This is a genomic window from Nocardiopsis sp. LDBS1602 (genome assembly GCF_035818715.1).
In the GTDB taxonomy this organism is placed as follows: domain Bacteria; phylum Actinomycetota; class Actinomycetes; order Streptosporangiales; family Streptosporangiaceae; genus Nocardiopsis; species Nocardiopsis alba.
On sequence record NZ_JAYLVW010000001.1, the window covers coordinates 751303 to 769119 of the forward strand.

Genomic DNA, 17817 nt, shown 5'->3' on the forward strand with positions numbered 1-17817 from the left:
CGTGCGGGCGGGGCCGGTCCGGGTCCATGAGGGCGCGGGTCAGTCGGTGAGGGCCGTCAAGGCCTCCTCGGCCGCCCGACGGCCCTGACGCAGCGCGCCGTCCACGTGCTGGTAGCCCTCGGCCGCCAGGTCGGAGCAGGCCCAGCCGATGGGGCCCACGGGCGAGCGCTGCTCGGCCCCGTAGCGGTGCAGGCCGCCGAGGTCGTAGCTGGCGGCGTAGGCGCCCCGGGTCCATTCCTCGGAGGCGAAGTCCGACTCGAAGTAGACGTCGGGCTCCAGCGCCTCCTCCCCCAGGTAGTTCGCGAGGGAGCGCAGGATCGTGTCCCGACGTTCCTCGGCGGGACGACGCAGCAGGTCGTCGGCGACCTCATCGGAGACGAAGGCGACCAGGGTGCCGCGCGTGTCCCCGTGGTTGGTGTTGTCGTAGACCTCCTGGCAGGGCTCCTCGGCGCCGAAACCGGTGCCGGACAGGCCCTTGTCGCGCCAGAAGGGGCGCTCGTAGACCGCGTGGACCTTGATGACCAGGCCCATCGAGGTGTGCTGGTGCATCTGCTGCTGGAACCAGGGCAGCGCGGGTTCGAAGGAGATCCGCGAGTAGAGGGTGGGCGGCACGGCCACGATCACCCGGCGGGCCCGAACGGTGACGCGTTCGGAGACGACCGTGACGCGTTCCCCGGACGAGACGTCCTCCCCACCCCACCGGATGGTCCGGACCGGGGTCTCCAGGTGGACGGTGCCCTCCTCCAGGGCGCCCGCCATGGTCTGGGAGACCGACTGCATGCCTCCGACCACACGGCGGTCCAGGATGAAGTCCTCGTCCACGAGGTGGGAGAAGGATCCGGCCGAGGCGGCCATGAGCACGGCCTGGAGCGCGGAGAAGGCGTGGGCGGGTTTGGTGAGCATGCCGCCGGCCATGAAGATGCCGATGTTCTCCCGAGCGGCCTCGTCGTCGGTCTGGCGGCGCAGCCACTCGGTGAAGGTGACGGTGTCCAGTTCGCGGGCGAGCGGGTGGTCCCAGGGGCGTTCGGCGCCGATCTCCTCGACCAGGCCGTCCAGGGTCGCGATGATCCGGGCCATCTCCTTCTCGGTCCGCTCCCCCGCCGGGAACATGTCGCCGGTGTACTCGTGGCGGGAGCCGTCGGGGGCCAGGTAGACGTTGGCGCCCTCGCGGTGGCGCGGATAGGTGCTCATCCCGAGCTCGTCCAACAGGCCGAGCAGTGCGGTCTGGTCGGGCGAGACCCACTGTCCGCCCAGTTCCAGGAAGGCCCCGTCGACCTCGCGGGACCAGGTCCGTCCGCCCACCCGGTCGCGGGCCTCCAGGACGGCGACGGTCCGGCCGGCGGCCTGGAGGGTGCGTGCGGCCATCAGCCCGGCGGGGCCGGCGCCCACGATCACGACATCGCGTTCGAGGACCTCGTCGCTGCCGATGACGTGTGTGCCGCTCATGGGTGCGCTCCTTCGACAAATTAAATGAACAACATTCATTAATAGGTACGACGTCGCCCCTGTCAAGTACGAACGTCGAGAACGGGTCGGTCGGCCGCGCGGGTCGTCGATCCCGCACGCGCCGCTTCTAGACTGGTCGGGGAACCGTGTCGACACCCCCACAGGAAGCAGGCGTCAGTGAGCCAGGGAACGCACAGCGGACGAGGCCGGGGCAGACCCTCCTCGCCGGTCCTGTCACGCGAACGCGTCACCCTGGCCGCGATCAGGATCGTGACCGAACAGGGCTACCGACACCTGACCATGGCCGCGCTGGCGCGCGAGCTCGGGGTCGCCGCCTCGGCGCTGTACAACCACGTCTCCTCCAAGCGCGACGTGCTCATCCTGTTGCAGGAACGCGTCAACGAGCGGATCGACGACTCCGCGTTCGGCACCGAACCCTGGGACCGGGCGCTGCGACAGTGGGCGCATTCCTACCGGCGGTGCTTCATGGAGCACACGGCGCTCATCCCGGTGATGGCGGTCCTGCCGGTCGCCGACTCCCCCCGCACCCTGCGCATGTACGAACGCGTCACCCGCGCGCTGAACGACGCCGGGATCGTCGGCGCGGACGCGGTGGACATCATCGTCGGCGTCGAGGCGCTGGTCTTCGGTGCCGCCTACGACGCCTCCGCCCCGGCCGGCATCTTCGATCCGGGCGACCTGGAGGACCTGGCCCCCACCTTCACCCGCTTCGCGGCCCAAAGGTCGGCCGACCCCCGGGCCGCCGCCGACCGGGCCTTCGAGCTCGCGCTCGACGCCCTGATCGACGGCCTGCGCCGGAAGTACGCCGCCTGAGCCTCGTCCCTCGGGTCAGATCTCCAGCGCGTGCATGACGTGCTTGACCCGGGTGTACTCCTCCACCGAGTACAGCGACAGGTCCTTGCCGTAGCCCGAGTGCTTGAAGCCGCCGTGCGGCATCTCGGCCGTGAGCAGCACGTGCGTGTTCACCCAGACGCAGCCGAAGTCCAGGTCGCGGGTCAGGCGCATCGCGGCGCCGTGATCCGAGGTCCAGACACTGGCGGCCAAGGCGTAGTCCACACCGTTGGCCAGCTCCACCGCCTCCTTCTCGGAGGTGAAGGTCTGCACGGTCAGGATCGGCCCGAAGGTCTCCTCCTGGACCAGCTCGTCGTCCTGGCGGACGCCGGTGATGACGGTGGGCTCCACGAAGAAGCCGTCGCCCTCGACCGCCTTGCCGCCGGTGACCACGGTGGCGTGCTCGGGGAGACGGTTCAGCTTGTCGGTGACCGAGGCGAAGTGCCGGGCGTTGTTCAGCGGACCGTAGTCGTTGCGGGATTCGTCGGCGTCCCCGGTGCGGGTGCCGCGCGCCGCCTCGGCCAGCAGCTCCACCAGCCGGTCGTGGGCGCTCTCCTCGACGAGCACCCGGGTGACGGCGGTGCAGTCCTGGCCCGCGTTGAACGTGCCGAACTCCACCAGGGCCTTGGCCGTGGCGGCCAGGTCGGCGTCGGCGAAGACCACCGCGGGGGCCTTGCCGCCCAGTTCCAGGTGGCCGCGCTTGAGCCCCTGGGCGGCCGAGGCCGCGACCTGTCGGCCGGCCCGGACCGAGCCGGTGATGGCGACCATGGCGGGTTCGGGGTGCTCCACCATGAGCCGGCCGGTCTCGGCGTCGCCCAGGACGACGTTGAAGACGCCCGCCGGCAGGATCTCGCCGATCAGGCGGGCCAGGACCAGGGTGGACTCGGGGGTGGTGTCCGAGGGCTTGAGCACGATGCAGTTGCCCGCCGCCAGCGCCGGTCCGATCTTCCACACGGCCATGAGCAGCGGATAGTTCCACGGCGTGACCTGGGCGACGACCCCGACGGGCTCGCGACGAACGTAGGAGGTGTGGCCCTCCATGTACTCGGCGGCGGCGCGCCCCTCCAGGGTGCGGGCGGCGCCGGCGAAGAAGCGCAGGTGATCCACGCCCATGCCGACCTCCTCCTGGGAGATCATCCATCGGGGCTGGCCGGTGTCGCGGTGCTGCGCCTCGACGATCTCGTCGGTGTGGGCCTCCACCGCGTCCGCGATCTTGAGAAGCAGACGCTGGCGCTCCCCCGGGGTGACGTCGCGCCAGGAGGCGAAGGCGGCCCGCGCGGCGGTGAAGGCGGCGTCGACGTCGACGTCGTCGGAGATCGGCGACACCGCGACGGTGGTTCCGTTCGTGGGGTCGACGATGTCGATCGTCCCCTGCCCGTGGGCGTCGACGAAGGCGCCGTCGACGAAGTTCTGGAGGCGACTGCTCATGAGGGCTCCTGACCACCGAGTTAATGATTGTCATTCATTTTAAAGGCCGGGAGAGTGAGGGGCAACACATCCCCCTCCCTCGGAGCGCCGCATCCGAGGCTCCGGGCGCGGACGACCGTGGAGCCTTCCCGGAACTGTCCGAACCGGTCCGTAGAGTGCGCGCATGGAGACCTCCGACCCGCGACGGGCCATCGCCGTCGAGCACGCGGCCCTCGTCGCCGACCTGCGGGACCTGACCGACGAGCAGTGGACACGGGAATCGCTCTGCGAGGGCTGGACCGTGCACGACGTGACCGCCCACCTGGGCGCGGGCCTGACCATCGGCGCGTTGGGGTGGATCGTGTCCATCCTGCGCGCGGGCCTGCGGCCCGACGTGCACAATCGCCGACAGATCGCGCGCTTCGCCCGCTCGACCCCGACCGAGACCCTGGAGCGGTTCGCCGCCCTGGGCACCGAAGGGGGCGACCCCGTGCGCCTGCCCTCGGGGGACTCCGCCGCCTGGCTCGGGGAGCTCATCGTGCACGGCGAGGACATCCGGCGCCCCCTGGGGCTGGAGTACGAACCCGCGCCCGAGGCACTGGCCGAGGTGGCGCGCTTCTTCGCCTCCCGCGACTTCGCGGTGAACAGCCGCTCCCAGGTGAAGGGGCTGTTCCTGCGGGCCACCGACGCCGGCTTCACCACGAACGACCCCGACCTGCCCACCGTGGAGGGGCCGCTGCTCGCGCTCGTCATGCTCATGGCCGGACGCCCCGCCCACCTGGACCGGGTGAGCGGTTCGGGGGTGCCCGAACTGCGTCACCGACTGGAGAGATGAGCACCACCCTCTCCATCGGACCGACGCGAGCCGTGAGTCTTCCCCGACCGGAGGGTGAGAGGCCCCTTCCCTCGCCGGAACGGTACGGGACCCCAGGTAGAGACCGCTTCCCGACGGACAACCCGGCCATATCGGACGGACATGGCGGCCTAGGAAACCCCGCCATGTCCTCTCACCGTGCGAGACTTCCCCTTCTTCCCTAGGAAAAACCACTTTTCTTTCCCACACCGACCTCGGAATACTGCTCTGACCGGCGCAGTTGGCTCTCCTGTCGGGTACGAGCCGGCCCCGCCGCCGCACACCCCCCGATCCGTCGATCCTCATCCACCCACGAGCGCACAAGGAAGTACGTGACCAGGAACAACACCCCGAACACCACTGACGAGGGCGCCGACGCGCGCGCCACTCGGCTCGTCATTCCGCTTCTCCTGGTCTCGGCGTTCGTCGTTATCCTGAACGAGACGATCATGGGTGTGGCCCTGCCCGCCCTCAACCGCGACCTGGGCATCTCGGTCTCCACCGGACAGTGGCTGACCTCCGCCTTCATGCTCGTGATGGCCGTGGTCATCCCCGTGACCGGTTTCCTGCTCCAGAGGTTCCACCTCAGACAGGTGTTCATCACCGCGATGACCCTGTTCAGCCTCGGAACCCTGATCTGTTTCCTCGCACCGAACTTCACCGTTCTGCTGATGGGCCGGATCGTGCAGGCCTCCGGTACGGCGATCATGATGCCGTTGCTCATGACCACCGTGCTGAACCTGATCCCCGCCGACCGCCGCGGCCGGACCATGGGCAACATCTCCATCGTCATGGCGGTGGCGCCCGCCGTCGGTCCGACCCTGTCCGGGCTCATCCTGAGCATGCTGGACTGGCGCTGGCTCTTCGGCCTGATCCTGCCGATCGCCCTGCTGGGCCTGGCACTGGGCGCCGCCTTCATCCGCAACATCACCGAGCCGCGCTCGGTGCGCATCGACGTGCTCTCGGTGATCCTGTCCGCCTTCGCCTTCGGCGGCCTGGTCTACGGCTTCTCCAGCCTGGGCAAGGCGGCCGACTCCAGCGCGCCGATCCCGCCGTGGGTCGCGATCGTCGTGGGCGTCGTGGCCCTGGTGCTGTTCGTGTGGCGTCAGATCCTGCTCCAGCGCGAGGACCGGGCCCTGCTGGACCTGCGGGTGTTCCGCTCCCGCCAGTTCTCGATCTCGATCAGCCTGGTGCTGGTCAGCTTCATGGCGCTGTTCGGCACGATCATCCTGCTGCCGATCTACATGCAGAACGTCCTGGGCCACGACACGCTCGCGACCGGGCTCGCCCTGCTGCCCGGCGGTCTGGTCATGGGTCTGCTGGCACCGTTCGTCGGCCGCCTCTACGACCGGTTCGGCCCGCGTCCCCTCGTCACCCCGGGCGCCGCCCTGGTGACCCTGGTGATGTGGAGCATGACGCAGTTCGGCACCGAGACCCCGATCGGGGCCATCGTCGCCGCGCACATGGTCCTGAGCGTGGGCCTGGGCCTGATGTTCACACCGCTGCTCACCGGAGCGCTCGGCTCCCTGCCCCAGCGGCTCTACTCCTACGGCAGCGCCGTGGTGGGCACCGTCCAGCAGGTGGCGGGCGCCGCGGGCACCGCGACCTTCATCGCGGTCATGTCCGCCGTGGCCGCGAGCCGGGCGGCCGAGGGCGCCGACACCGTCGTCGCCGAGGCCGGAGGCATCCACGTCGCCTTCATCCTGGGCGCGGTGATCACGACCCTGGCCTTCTTCGCGACCTTCCTGGTCCGCAGGTCGACCGCGCCCGCCGAGGAGGGCACCCCGGCGGCCCCGGCCGTGCACTGACCCGGATCCGACCCCGAGGGGGCGGTGGCCGCACACGCGGCCGCCGCCCCCTCTTCGCGTTCGGAGAGCCCCCACCCTGACCCCGATTTGAGACTTTTCCAGCAGATATCGAGGAGCGGTCGAGAAAAGTGTCTACGAGTGGTTCAACGATAACGTTGAGGTCTACGGGGCCGGGCGCGCGATCGGCCTTCGACCAGGGGAGGAACGACAGGGTGTCCTCCCCCTATGGGAGGAGGACCCATGAACGACCACGACCCCCGAGAGTTCGCCTTGGGCGACGACGAACGTCGCGAGCTCGGCCGCTGGGCGGCCGAGGGGGCCACGCGGGCACTGGCACTCTTCGAGTCCCGGGCACCGGACGAGGCCCGGCCTCGGAAGGCCTTCGAGGAACTGCGCGCCTACAACGCCGGGGGCCCCAGGACCGCCCGCCTGCGTTCGGCCATCTGGGCGGCCCTGTCCTGCGCCAAGGAGACCGACGATCCGGTGGCCGAGGCCGCGGCACGCTCGATCGGGGTGGCGGCGGGCACCCCCTTCGTGCACGCCCTGGCCACCCCGCACCAGTCCAAGCACCTGCTGGCGCCGACCGCCTACCGGATCCGCGCCCGATCCCTCCTGACCACCGGTGGGACGGACGCGGTCGCCGACGAGGAGATCCACTGGGCGACCGCGCACGCCTCACCGACCGTCCGACGAGTGCTGCGGCGCTTCCCCGCCCGGGCCGAGGGCCGGGGATGGATGAGCGCGCTGATGTACCGGCTCGACGTCGAGCTGCGGCGGGCCGCTTAGGGCCTCAGGCGAACATGGTCGCGGCCCGGTCGAGGACCCCCTGGGGCAGGTAGTCGCTCCGCACCCGTACCGGCCACCCCTTGGCCCGGGCCAGACAGGCCAGGGCCAGGGTGTCGAGGTCGATCAGGCCGTCGGAGTCGCCGATCCGCTCTCCGAAACCGTACGAGTCCCGGTGCTCCTCCAGGATGTCGGCCAGGGCCAGGTCGAACCCGTCCCGGTCCTGCGCCACCAACCGGGAGAGCGGTAGGACCGGGGGCGGGGCGGAGTCGGGGGCGCTGTGACCGGCGAGCGCTTCGATGGCCCGACCCAGAGCCTCCTCCACCCTCGGATCCTCGGGCACGTTCTCCTCGGGTCGACGGAGCCGCTCCATCTCAAATCCCAGGTAGGCCAGGAACGCCGTCCTGTAATGGGAGTAGATGGAGGAGCGTCCGTCCCCGCGCAGGTATCCGGCCCCGGCGTGGACGAGCAGCTTCTCCACGAGCTCTCGGGAACCGGCCATCAGGGCGTACTGGAGGGCCTCCTGCAGTTTCGCCTCCGAGACGTCGGAGTTCGGCTCGAAGGTGCGCATCGGCGCGGTCTTCTCCCCGATGGTCACCTCGACGGTGTCCCCCTCCGCCGCGGCGCACTCGAACAGCGCGACCATGTACTGGGCGGCGTACTCGAGAGCGGCGAGCTGTAGCGGATGCCCTGCCTCGGGCGCCGCGACCGAGGAATCGCGGAACCCGAGGATCTCGAACCAGGCCGCCCGCCCCAACGTGTCGGAGATCCACCCCCGGCCGGTGGATGTGTCCCAGACCCTCCATTGATCCTGCCCCTGGTACTTGAACGTCTCCTCGGGAGACCGTCCCTCCGAGAACCCCTCCATGGGACGCTCGACCGTCAGAGTCCCCCGGGAGAGCGCGTCCAGGGCCTCGGGGTCCTTGTCCTTTCCGTAGGGGCCCACCCGACGACGCCGGCTCCCGAACCCTTCGACCAGGTGGCGGGGCAGGTAGTCGGATTCGAACGGCATGTCCCAGCCCTCGACCCGCACCGCCAGGGCGGCGAAGGCGAGTTCGGTCAGCGGGAGCAGCCCCCTGAGGTCCCGTTCGTCGGAGTGGTCACGCAGCCAGGTCAGACGCACGGACATGGTCGACCAGAACGCGAGTTCGTCACGGGCGAGCAGGGCCCGCAGGTAGAGCAGGTCATGGTCGATCGACCCCGGCTCGACACGGTCGTCGTCGGAGTCCAGGGAGAGGGAGTCCAGGAGCGGTCCCAGTGCGGACCACACGTACTTCTCCAACTGATCCCGCTCGGCGCCCAGGTGCGGGTAGAGGTAGAAGGTCAGCGCCCGCTGTAGGACCTCGTCCTCTCCGAAGTCCGAGGCGAAGCCGACGAAGGGGTTCTCGTAGTCCTCGTGCAGGCCGGCGAGGACGCACAGGTAGAGCGCCTCGGTCCAGTCGCCGGCCCGGACCGGCCGCGCTCCTCGGGGCTCGGAGCCATGGTCCCCGTCGAAGTCCTGGTAGAAGACACCGGTGCGGGTGTAGGTCAGGTCCACCGAGAACTCCGCCGAGCCGGGCGCCCCGTCCAGGGTGATCGAGCCCGCGCGCGCCTCGGCCGCCGAGTACAGGGCGGCCCGGATGTCGGCCGTGGCGGAAGGAGCCCGGACCGAACGCGCCGCCGCGTAGTCCCGCAGGTCGCGGGAGATCATCTCCCAGCCGAACCCGTCCCGGCCGCTGTGCTGTTGCGCACGGACGTCACCGCCGATCCGATCCGTGAAGTCCTCCGTGGCCTTCGCGATCGCCTTGTCGTCGACCTCGTGCCGTTCGATCCGCAGGGTCACCGGGCCCTCTCCCCATCGCGTCGTCTCCGTGTTCGCGACAGAGTCTGGCAGGGGGCGACGACAGACCGGATCCGTCCGTGGACCGATCGTGCCGGGGCGCCCCGTCGACCTCGAACGACGGGGCGCCCCGCCCTCACACCGTGACCTTCCGCGCGGCCTCCAGGGACAGGCACGACCAGGACTCGACGTCCCGCAACAGCCCCCGATCGTGGGTGGAGACCACGACCGCCGCCTCGGTCGCCTCCAGGGCCTCGGTCATCTCGTCGACCAGCGCGATCGACAGGTGGTTGGTGGGCTCGTCCAACAGCAGCACGTGCGGGCGCGAGGCCAGCACCAGCGCCAGGTCCAGGCGGCGCCGCTGTCCGGTGGAGAGCTCCTCGACCCTCTTGCCGATCTCCCGGGGACGCAGCAGCCCCAGCGAGGCCAGGCCCACGACCTCGTCCGGGCGCAGCCTCCCCCGGGACACGAGCCGGTCCACGTGGGCCCGATAGAGGTCTCCGGCCCGCTGTTCGGACGAGGGCGCCGATTCCTGACGCAGCGCCACGACCCGGGCCTCGGACGATCCGTACACCCTGCCGCTCGAGGGTTGCAGGTCGCCCGCGAGCACCGACAGCAGCGTCGACTTGCCCGCGCCGTTGGGTCCGGTGACCACCAGCCTCGATCCGCCGCGCAGGGTGAGCGAGGTCGGTGCGTCCAGACGACCGGCCACGGTCACCTCCTCGGCGACCAGCAGCGTGGTGCCCGACCGGGTGGGCAGGTCCGGGAAGCGGAACGGCCGCGGTGGTTCGGGCATCGTGACGGCGTGGGCCTCCAGGTCGGCCCGGCGGCGGTGGACGTTGGCCACCACTCCCCCGGCACGGGTGGCGCGCTGATGCTTGCTCGTCCCCTTCTCCGGACGCCACCCGGAGACCAGACGGTTCTGGGCGGCGCTGAGCAGGTCTTGGAGCCGGGCCCGTTCGGCCTCTTGACGCAGGTACTCCTGTTCCCAGCGTTCCCTTTCGGCCCGGTGGCCCCGACGGTAGCCGGCGTAACCGCCGCCGTGGACCCGGGGACGGTCGTCGTCGGTCGGGTCCAGGTCCACCACGGTGCGGGCCACGTCCGAGAGCAGGGCGCGGTCGTGGCTGACCACGACCACCCCTCCGGAGCGTCCGCGCAGCCGTTCGGTGAGGAAGTCCAGACCCGCGCGGTCCAGGTGGTTGGTGGGCTCGTCCAACAGCAGGAAGTCGTCCTCCGACCCCAGCAGGCAGGCCAGCCCGACCCGGTAGCGCTGCCCGACGGACAGTTCCGTCAGCCGTCGCGAGTGGTCGGGTTCGGCCCCGAGCGCCTCCAGGGCGACCTGGACCCTGCGTTCGGCGTCCCAGGCCTCCAGGGCCTCGGCCCGTTCCAGTGCGCGGGCGTAGCGTTCGTCGGCCCCGGGTTCGCCCGCTCCCAGGGCGAGGCCGGCGGCGTCGAGTTCGGCGAGCGCCGCCAGGGAGTCGGCGACGGCGTCCGCGACGACCCGGCCGACGGTGCGCTCGTCCTCGGTGGACATCTCCTGTTCGGCCAGGCCGAGCGTGCCGACCAGGGTGACGGTGCCCTCGTCGGGCACGAGCGTTCCGGCCATGACGTGCAGGAGCGTGGACTTGCCCCGACCGTTCTCCCCCACGATCGCGATACGGGAGGTGGGGGTGACGGTCAGGTCGGTGTCGAAGAGGACCCGTCGGGAGCCCCGGGTGACGGAGACTCCGGACAGGACGAGTTGGGCGCGCGAACGCGCGGGAAGAGCGGTGGGCATGTGTTCCCTCTCTGAGGGCACGCCGAGGACACCCGCGTGGCGGGGTGGTGGGCGTGCCGGTAACGGCGCCCTCGATGGGGCGGGCTCGCCTGGGCCGTCACCGGGCTCGGATGACTCGACGAGCGCGGTGGGCCGGCGGTGCCGTTACAGATAGAGCTGGAAATGCATGCCCACAGGTTAACGCGGGACCGTCATCCCGCCCAAGGGGTTTTTCCGCACCCCTCACGTGTGCTCCACCACCCCGGACCCTACCCGGAAGACCTCTTCCTCAAGGGTGTCCCTCGCGCTCGGCCCGGTACCCCTCCGTCACGGCGGTCGCCCCTCGCAGGAAACGGTCGACGATGGACAACTCCTCCGGGGAGAACCGCTCCATGACCTCGACGATCCGCTCGTCGAGGCCGCCCCAGTAGGTCGTATGAGCGTGTTCGGCCTCCTCGGTCGGGAGCAGGAGCACCTTTCTACGGTCTCCGGTGTCCCGCACCCGACGGAGGTGACCGCCCCGCTCCAGCCGGTCGACGACGGCCGTCACCGAGGCCGAGGGCAGCCGCAGCTCCCGTCCCAGCCGTCCCGGGGTGATCGGTTCCGGTTCCGTGACCCCGCTCCGCCCGTCGGCCCTGGACGCCTCCAAGACCAGGAGGAGCGCCTCCCCCTCCACGCCTTGGAGTCCACGTAGGCGGTCGAAGGTCTCGCCCGTCCTGGCCAGGGAGAGCGCCGAGGCGTAGAGGTGGTCGGCCGTCCGCCGCCGTCCGGGGTTGTGTCGTTCCATACACCCATCATATTATCTCCGAATCGGAGACATCTCGTTTTGGAGAGAGTCTGATGGTGAGAGACCACGCGCCGGATCGGTGGCGCTCCACCGGATCGGCGGGAGAGACCGTCCTGTTCGACATGTTCGACGGCCTCCACCCGATACGGAACGTCTGGGGTCTCAGCGACCCGGACGTGCACTGGATCGACGGCCGCTGGACGATGTTCCTGGGCGGGGTCACCCCCCGTCTTCGGGTCCTGTTGTTCACCGCGGCCCTCCCCGCGGGAGCCCCGCTCTCCTGCGACGAGTGGTCACTGGTCACCGTTCCCGGGAACCCACGCCGAGCGGCCCCCGTGGCCCCCGCACCGCCCAAGGGTCTGTGGGACTCACGGGGGATGCACACCCCCTCCTACGTGCGCGGCCGTGTCCAGGGCGGGCCGGAGGAGGAGCGGATCTACTACGCGGGACAGTCCTCCCGCTCGGTCACCGGAAGGAAGAGCAGATACTCCATCGGTTTCCTGACCAGGACACCCGACGGTTGGAGACGGCACGGGGCGCCGGTGCACGTGGGCACGCACGAGCGTCCCAGCGTGATGGAACCCTTGGTCCGTTACGACGACGGCCTCTGGCGCATGTGGTACCTGTCCACCCCTCACGAGGTCGGTCGCGGTGAGATGCCCGACTACCGACTGGAGTACGTGGAGGGGACGGACGGCGTCACGTGGAGCACCCCACGTGTGCTGTTCTCCACCGAGGACGGATACTTCGACAACGCCGTCCTCAAGGTGGACGACCACTACGAGATGGTCGTGGCCCGGGGCACGAACCTCCATGGCACCCCCGACTTCCCCGCCCAAGGGCTGTGGTGGCTGCGCTCACCCCGCCCCTCGGGCTCTCGGGAGGAGTGGACGAGGACACCGGTACGGCTGTTGGACACCGACGTCGACCCCTCCCCGTGGTTCGGCGACGGCGGCTGCGGCCCCTCGTTCCACTACGGCGACACCGACGCGGACCGGAACACGATGTACGTCTTCTTCACCGGCACACGAGCACGGACTCCATGGTGGAAGGCCGCCCTCCATCGACTGTCGCTTCGGCGCGGTCTTCCCATGCCCACCCCCTTTCACCTGGCCACCGGCCGGATCTCCCTGCCCGGCTTCCGGCCTCGGACCGGGGAGGACCCTCCGTCCTCTCCATGACGCTTCCGTCGGAAAGGACACTCCTACCGCCCAGAGCCCGCACCCCCGTGTTCACAGGGCCTCCCGGCGCGTCGGATGATGGTCCGGACCGTCCCCCTTCCCCCTACGGAGGCCACGATGATGGGAAGCTCGCACGCCGCCACCGGTCTGCTCACCGGAGCGGTCGTCGGCGCGCTGGCCGGAACGGAATGGACCGACGTCCTGGTGTGCGCCGCCGTCGGCGCGGGCGCCGCTCTCCTCCCCGATCTGGACGAGCCCGGGTCGACCGTCGGGCGCAGCCTCGGCTTCGTCTCGGAGAAGACCTCCGAGGGTCTGCGGGCCCTGTCCCGGCGGGTGTACGCGGCGACCTCGACCGAACGGGAGGGCAGAGGCGACGGCGGGCATCGGCATCTGACGCACACCCTTCCCGCCGTGCTGGTGTTCGGGGCCCTGGGCTGGCTGGTGGCGCTCTTCCAGCCGGTCGGGACGGCGCTGGTGGTGCTGGCCATGGCGGCGTTGGGGGCCGGTACGGTCGCCCGTTCGTTGAAGGGGTGGGGGCCGCTGCGCACACGGCGGCGGGCGGCCCTGGTCGTGGCGATCGTCCTGGCCGTGGTGGCGGCGTTCGCCCCCGGAGGCGCGGCGTGGATGATCGGTCTGACCGTGGCGGTGGGCGCGCTCACGCACGTGCTCGGGGACTGGTTGACCCGGAGCGGCGTCCCCCTGGCCTGGCCGTTCGTGCACCGGGGCAAGCGGTGGTGGATGTTCCGCTCTCCGGTGGCCTTCCACACCGGCAAGAGCCCGGTGGAGGTGGCGATCCGATGGGTCTCCCTGGCGGGGACCCCGGTGGTGGCGTTCCTGGCGGTCCCCACCGTCCCCGTGGGCTGAGCCCCTTCCGCTCGGGGCCTCAGGGACTCCTGTCGAAGCGGGCGAACCGGACCAGGGACCACACGGCGACGCCGCACAGGGCCGCCCAGGCGACCCACAGCGCCCAGATGAGGGGGGTGAGGCCGATGATCAACGTCGCGCTCGCCGTGGCGAGAAGGAACATGACGTTGGTGATGACGGTCCACTCGACCGCCTTGCGGGCCCTGTCCTCGGCTTCCACGCCGCCTCCTCGTCATCGTGAACGGGGTCGTGTTCGGGGAAGCGGCACCGCCGGCGGTGCCCTGTCGCCCCTTCCTCGTCCTCGTACCCGCGGGCCCTCGTGGAGCGGGGGCGGTGGCCGGTTCCGGTCTCGGCCGCGTGAACCGGAACGCGCGAGGGCGGGCGTCCCCTCATATGGAAGAGGACGCCCGCCCGAGGAGGAACGGTCCGGGTCAGTCCACCCCGGCCGCCTCCAGGGTGCGCGGGTCCGGAGCCTTGGTGAGGAGGCTGGCGGCCACCAGCGCGATCACGGCGGCGGGCAGCGCCACGATCACCCCGTTGAAGCCGCCGGGCGCCCCGACCAGCTCCCAGCCGATGGTGACCGCCGATCCGACGATCAGGGCGGCCACCGCCCCGGCGGTCGTGGCCCGCTTCCAGAACAGGACGGCCAGCACCGCGGGGGTGATCGCCGCTCCGTAGACCGTGTACGAGTACATCTGTAGGTCCAGGACGGTCGGGAAGTACAGGCCCAGGGCGATCGCGATGAGGGCGATGGCCACGATGGACAGGCGCTGCACGACCAGGGTGCCCCGGTCGCCCACCTTGTCCCCGCCGAACCTGGCGAACAGGTCGAAGGCGACGTTGGAGGCGGCCGAGAGCATGAACGAGGAGCCGGTCGTGATGACGAAGGCGACCGCGCCGGCCAGCAGCAGTCCGCCGATCAGAGTGGGCACGTGGCCTTCGGAGGCCAGGCGCAGCACGGACTCGTCGCCGTTGATCCCGGGCATGAGCACGGCGGCCGAGGTGGCCAGCAGGATCACGGGGATGAAGACGAAGAAGCTCGCGCCGAGCATGCCCAGGGTGGAGGTGCGCGCGGAGCGCTCGTCCTTGGCGGCGGCCAGGCGCTGGTAGAGGTTCTGGTCGGCGAGCAGGAGCAGGAACAGGGGCAGGAAGTAGCCGAGGAGCTGGAGCGGGCTCAGGCCTCCGCTCGGGGTGGTGGCGACCTCGGGCAGCCCCTCCCAGTAGGCGGCCGGGCCGCCGATCACCATCAGGACCAGGGGCACCGACGCCACCAGCGCGCCCAGGACGAGGATGGCCGAGACGAAGTCGGTGTAGGCGACGGAGAACAGTCCGCCGGTGACGGTCAGGACGGTGACGACGAGGGCGGTGAGCAGGGCGCCCTGGGTCGGGGTGAGCGGTGTGATGAGCGCGATCACGTAGCCGCCGCCGACGAACTGCGAGGCGACCAGACCGATGTAGGCGACGGTGGTGACGATCGCGGCGACCGTGCGCACGCCGGTGCCGAAGCGGGCTTCGAGCAGTTCGGGGATGGTGTGGCGGGCCGCCCGGCGGATCCGGCGGGCGGCGAACAGCAGGACGAGGATCCCCAGCGGGGTGCCCGCGAAGAAGACCATCCCGGCGATGGGCCCGTGGGTGTACGCGAAGTTGGCGCCACCGATGATGGTGCCCGATCCGACCCAGGTGACCAGGAGGGTCGCGATCATCACGGGGGTGGACAGGCTCCGGCCGGCGAAGAGGAAGTCCTCGCCGCCGCGGACCTTGGAGGGTCGGGAGAAGTACAGGCCGATCCCGACCATCACCAGGAGGTAGAGGGCGAGGATGACCAGGTGGGTCGTTTGCATGGGCTGCCTCGGGAGATACGCGCACGAAGGGGTGAACAGCGGGTGAGGCCAGATGTAACCAGCAACGACGACTGTGATGCAATACTTATTGCATCTTGTGTGACTTGAATCACTCAGAAGAGTTCGGCGTCCCGCCAGAGCCGTTCCGCCGTACGCACCGATTCCAGGGCGTTCTCGCCCCCGACCCGGGCCAACTCCGCCAGGATCGCGTGGACGACCGTCATCGCCGCCGTCAGCGACGGGAACATCCCGGCGCCCTCGCTGGGCACGACCACCACCTCGTCGGCCGAGGACACCAACGGCGACTCGCGCCGGTCGGTGATCAGGGCGACGCGCACCGAACGTTCGGCCGCGATCTCCACCGCCCTGCGCAGCGCCAACGGGAGCATCCACAGATCGCAGACCACGACGAGGTCGCCCTCGCCCATCCGGGCCAGGGCGTTGGTCAACACGGTCCCGGCCGAATCGTGGATACGCACGTCATAGCCCATGATCACGGCGGCGTGGGAGAGCTGCACGCCCGGAGCGGCGAAGGTCCCCGACCCCAGGACCAGCGTGCGCCGGGACCGGTGGATCGCCGCCGCGATCGCCTCGATCCGTTCGGGTTCGAGCGTCCTCTCCAACAACCTGAGGTTCTCCCGGTCCGCGCGCACGGCGGCCCGCACCGGATCGGCCCCGGACTCCGAATGCTCGGCCAGCACCTCCCCCGCGCTGAGCGAGGACAGGTAGCGCGAGCGCAGCTCCACCCGGAGCGCCGGCCAACCGGAGAAGCCCAGGTGCTGGGCGGCGCGCACCACGGTCGCGACGTTGACCTCGGCGCGTTCGGCCACCTCGGCGGCGGTCGCGTAGGAGGCGAAGCGCGGCTCGTCGCGCAGGACGCCCAACACCCGCTCGGTGGCCCTACCCGGCCGCCCTCGCGCCGACGTCTCCTCGATCCAGTCCGCCATCGATCCCCGATCCTCCCGTTCCGGCGGTCCGGTTCCTCCGGGCCACGCCGTTCTCAGCGATACCACCCCCGTGCGAGAACACGAAGCCGATGCAACGTATATTGCATCCTGTTGTTCCCCGTCCCCCGACACCGCACGCTCGTCCGAACCAGGAGGCTCCCCGTGTCCGACCACCCCCGGCCCACCGTCCTCACCAACACCACCCTGCTCGACCCCGAGGACGGCGCCCTCGCCCCCGGCTCCTGGCTCCTGATCGAGGACGGCGTCATCGCCGCCCGCGACACCGGCGACGTCCCCGCCGGGATCACCGACCGGGCCGAGACCGTCGACCTGGCCGGCGCCACCCTCATGCCCGGACTCATCGACGCCCACGTGCACGTCACCGCCCTCAGTGCCGACCTGGGCTCGGTCTCCGACCACTCGCCCTTCTACGTCGCCGCCTACGCGGCCGGTTCCCTGTCGGCCATGCTCGGACGCGGCTTCACCACCGTGCGCGACGTCGGCGGCGCCGACTGGGGCCTGGCCCTGGCCGTGGAGGAAGGGCTCCTGGAGGGCCCCCGACTGATCTTCGGCGGCAAGGCCCTGTCCCAGACCGGCGGCCACGGCGACTTCCGACCGCGTGGACGCCACGGCAAGGACGGGGACGGCTGCTGCCCCGGGGCCGGCCTGGTCTGCGACGGCCCGATCGAGTTCCGCCGCGCCGCGCGCGAACAGCTGCGGACCGGCGCCCACCACGTCAAGGTGATGCTGTCGGGCGGGGTGGCCTCGCCCACCGACCGGATCGACTCCACCCAGTCCTCCGAGGACGAGCTCCGCGCCGTCGTGGAGGAGGCCGAGGCCGCCAACCGCTACGTCACCGGCCACGCCTACACCGCACGCGCCGTCAACCGGGGCCTGCGTCTGGGGGTCCGCTGCATCGAGCACGGCAACCTCATCGACCAGAGCAGCGTCGAGCTGTTCGTGGAGCACGGGGCGTTCCTGGTCCCGACCCTGGTCACCTACCGCGAACTGTCCCGACAGGGGGCGGAGAACGGGCTGCCCGCCGAGAGCCAGGCCAAGGTCGACACGGTGCTGCACCGGGGTCTGGAGGCGCTGCGCATGGCCCATGAGGGGGGTGTGCGCCTGGCCTTCGGAACCGACCTTCTGGGCGGTATGCAGGAACACCAGAGCGGCGAGTTCGCCATCCGCGGTCAGGTCCAGCCCGCCGCGGACGTGATCCGCTCGGCCACCACCGAGGCCGCGGCGCTGCTCGGCCTGGAGGGGGAGATCGGAACGCTGCGCGCCGGGGCCCGCGCCGACCTGCTCATCGTCGACGGCGACCCGATCGCCGACCTGTCCCTGCTGGCCGAGCCCGAGCGCGGTGTCCGCGCGGTCCTCCAGGGCGGTTCTCTGCGACGCGGACGTCTCTGACCTCGAAGACCTCCCGCTCTTCGGCCGGCCCTGTCCGATGAGGGCCGGCCGACGGTTGTGGGC

15 protein-coding genes are annotated in these 17817 nt (G+C 70.7%); 7 read left to right on the plus strand and 8 right to left on the minus strand.

The features are described 5' to 3' along the window. Window positions 1-39 precede the first annotated feature (39 nt). The gene (locus U9J66_RS03505) at window positions 40-1446 is read right to left on the minus strand and encodes a flavin monoamine oxidase family protein (protein WP_326337001.1); all 1407 of its coding nucleotides are present in this window, start codon (window positions 1444-1446) and stop codon (window positions 40-42) included. A 177-nt stretch (window positions 1447-1623) separates the two neighbouring features. Here U9J66_RS03505 and U9J66_RS03510 point away from each other — a divergent pair, with 177 nt between their 5' ends. Continuing rightward, window positions 1624-2280 (plus strand): TetR/AcrR family transcriptional regulator, encoded by a 657-nt coding sequence (locus U9J66_RS03510; protein ID WP_017534712.1) that lies wholly within the window; start codon window positions 1624-1626, stop codon window positions 2278-2280. A gap of 15 nt (window positions 2281-2295) precedes the next feature. Here U9J66_RS03510 and U9J66_RS03515 read toward each other — a convergent pair whose 3' ends face one another. Beyond that, a complete protein-coding gene (locus U9J66_RS03515; RefSeq protein WP_017534711.1) occupies window positions 2296-3726 on the minus strand; it encodes a gamma-aminobutyraldehyde dehydrogenase in 1431 nt (476 codons plus the stop codon). Window positions 3727-3889: 163 nt separating this feature from the next. Between U9J66_RS03515 and U9J66_RS03520 the strand changes: the two genes are divergently transcribed. The 3 genes from U9J66_RS03520 to U9J66_RS03530 all read left to right on the plus strand — a co-directional run bounded on the left by U9J66_RS03520 (window position 3890) and on the right by U9J66_RS03530 (window position 7152). After that, on the plus strand, window positions 3890-4540 hold the full coding sequence (locus tag U9J66_RS03520) for a maleylpyruvate isomerase family mycothiol-dependent enzyme (RefSeq protein WP_017534710.1): 651 nt from the start codon (window positions 3890-3892) through the stop codon (window positions 4538-4540). Window positions 4541-4890: 350 nt separating this feature from the next. Then, complete coding sequence (locus tag U9J66_RS03525) at window positions 4891-6366, plus strand: MDR family MFS transporter (RefSeq protein ID WP_042281779.1); 1476 nt, start codon at window positions 4891-4893, stop codon at window positions 6364-6366. Between the two features lie 240 nt (window positions 6367-6606). Further along, a complete protein-coding gene (locus tag U9J66_RS03530) occupies window positions 6607-7152 on the plus strand; it encodes a putative immunity protein (protein ID WP_326337002.1) in 546 nt (181 codons plus the stop codon). Between the two features lie 4 nt (window positions 7153-7156). Here the strand turns inward: U9J66_RS03530 and U9J66_RS03535 are convergent, their stop codons facing one another. The 3 genes from U9J66_RS03535 to U9J66_RS03545 form a co-directional block, all read right to left on the minus strand. Next, window positions 7157-8971, minus strand: a complete 1815-nt coding sequence (locus tag U9J66_RS03535; RefSeq protein ID WP_326337003.1) for an immunity 49 family protein — start codon at window positions 8969-8971, stop codon at window positions 7157-7159. 133 nt (window positions 8972-9104) lie between these two features. Continuing rightward, window positions 9105-10745 carry an ABC-F family ATP-binding cassette domain-containing protein gene (locus tag U9J66_RS03540; protein WP_326337004.1) on the minus strand — a complete coding sequence of 547 codons (1641 nt, stop codon included), beginning with the start codon at window positions 10743-10745 and terminating at the stop codon, window positions 9105-9107. Window positions 10746-11013: 268 nt separating this feature from the next. After that, window positions 11014-11511 (minus strand): MarR family winged helix-turn-helix transcriptional regulator, encoded by a 498-nt coding sequence (locus U9J66_RS03545; RefSeq protein WP_326337005.1) that lies wholly within the window; start codon window positions 11509-11511, stop codon window positions 11014-11016. 53 nt (window positions 11512-11564) lie between these two features. On the opposite strand from U9J66_RS03545, the gene U9J66_RS03550 reads away from it, so the two are divergent. Next, entirely contained in the window at window positions 11565-12692 is a 1128-nt protein-coding gene (locus U9J66_RS03550) for a hypothetical protein (RefSeq protein ID WP_326337006.1), read from the plus strand. Window positions 12693-12809: 117 nt separating this feature from the next. Continuing rightward, window positions 12810-13556 (plus strand): metal-dependent hydrolase, encoded by a 747-nt coding sequence (locus U9J66_RS03555; protein ID WP_014910092.1) that lies wholly within the window; start codon window positions 12810-12812, stop codon window positions 13554-13556. A 19-nt stretch (window positions 13557-13575) separates the two neighbouring features. On the opposite strand, the gene U9J66_RS03560 is transcribed toward U9J66_RS03555, so the two are convergent. The 3 genes from U9J66_RS03560 to U9J66_RS03570 form a co-directional block, all read right to left on the minus strand. Beyond that, the gene (locus U9J66_RS03560; RefSeq protein WP_017534703.1) at window positions 13576-13776 is read right to left on the minus strand and encodes a hypothetical protein; all 201 of its coding nucleotides are present in this window, start codon (window positions 13774-13776) and stop codon (window positions 13576-13578) included. 211 nt (window positions 13777-13987) lie between these two features. Beyond that, on the minus strand, window positions 13988-15397 hold the full coding sequence (locus tag U9J66_RS03565) for a sodium:solute symporter family protein (protein ID WP_326337007.1): 1410 nt from the start codon (window positions 15395-15397) through the stop codon (window positions 13988-13990). A gap of 113 nt (window positions 15398-15510) precedes the next feature. Then, complete coding sequence (locus U9J66_RS03570; protein WP_014911232.1) at window positions 15511-16344, minus strand: MurR/RpiR family transcriptional regulator; 834 nt, start codon at window positions 16342-16344, stop codon at window positions 15511-15513. A gap of 162 nt (window positions 16345-16506) precedes the next feature. Here U9J66_RS03570 and U9J66_RS03575 point away from each other — a divergent pair, with 162 nt between their 5' ends. Further along, a complete protein-coding gene (locus U9J66_RS03575) occupies window positions 16507-17754 on the plus strand; it encodes a metal-dependent hydrolase family protein (RefSeq protein WP_014909409.1) in 1248 nt (415 codons plus the stop codon). The last annotated feature ends 63 nt before the right edge of the window (window positions 17755-17817 follow it).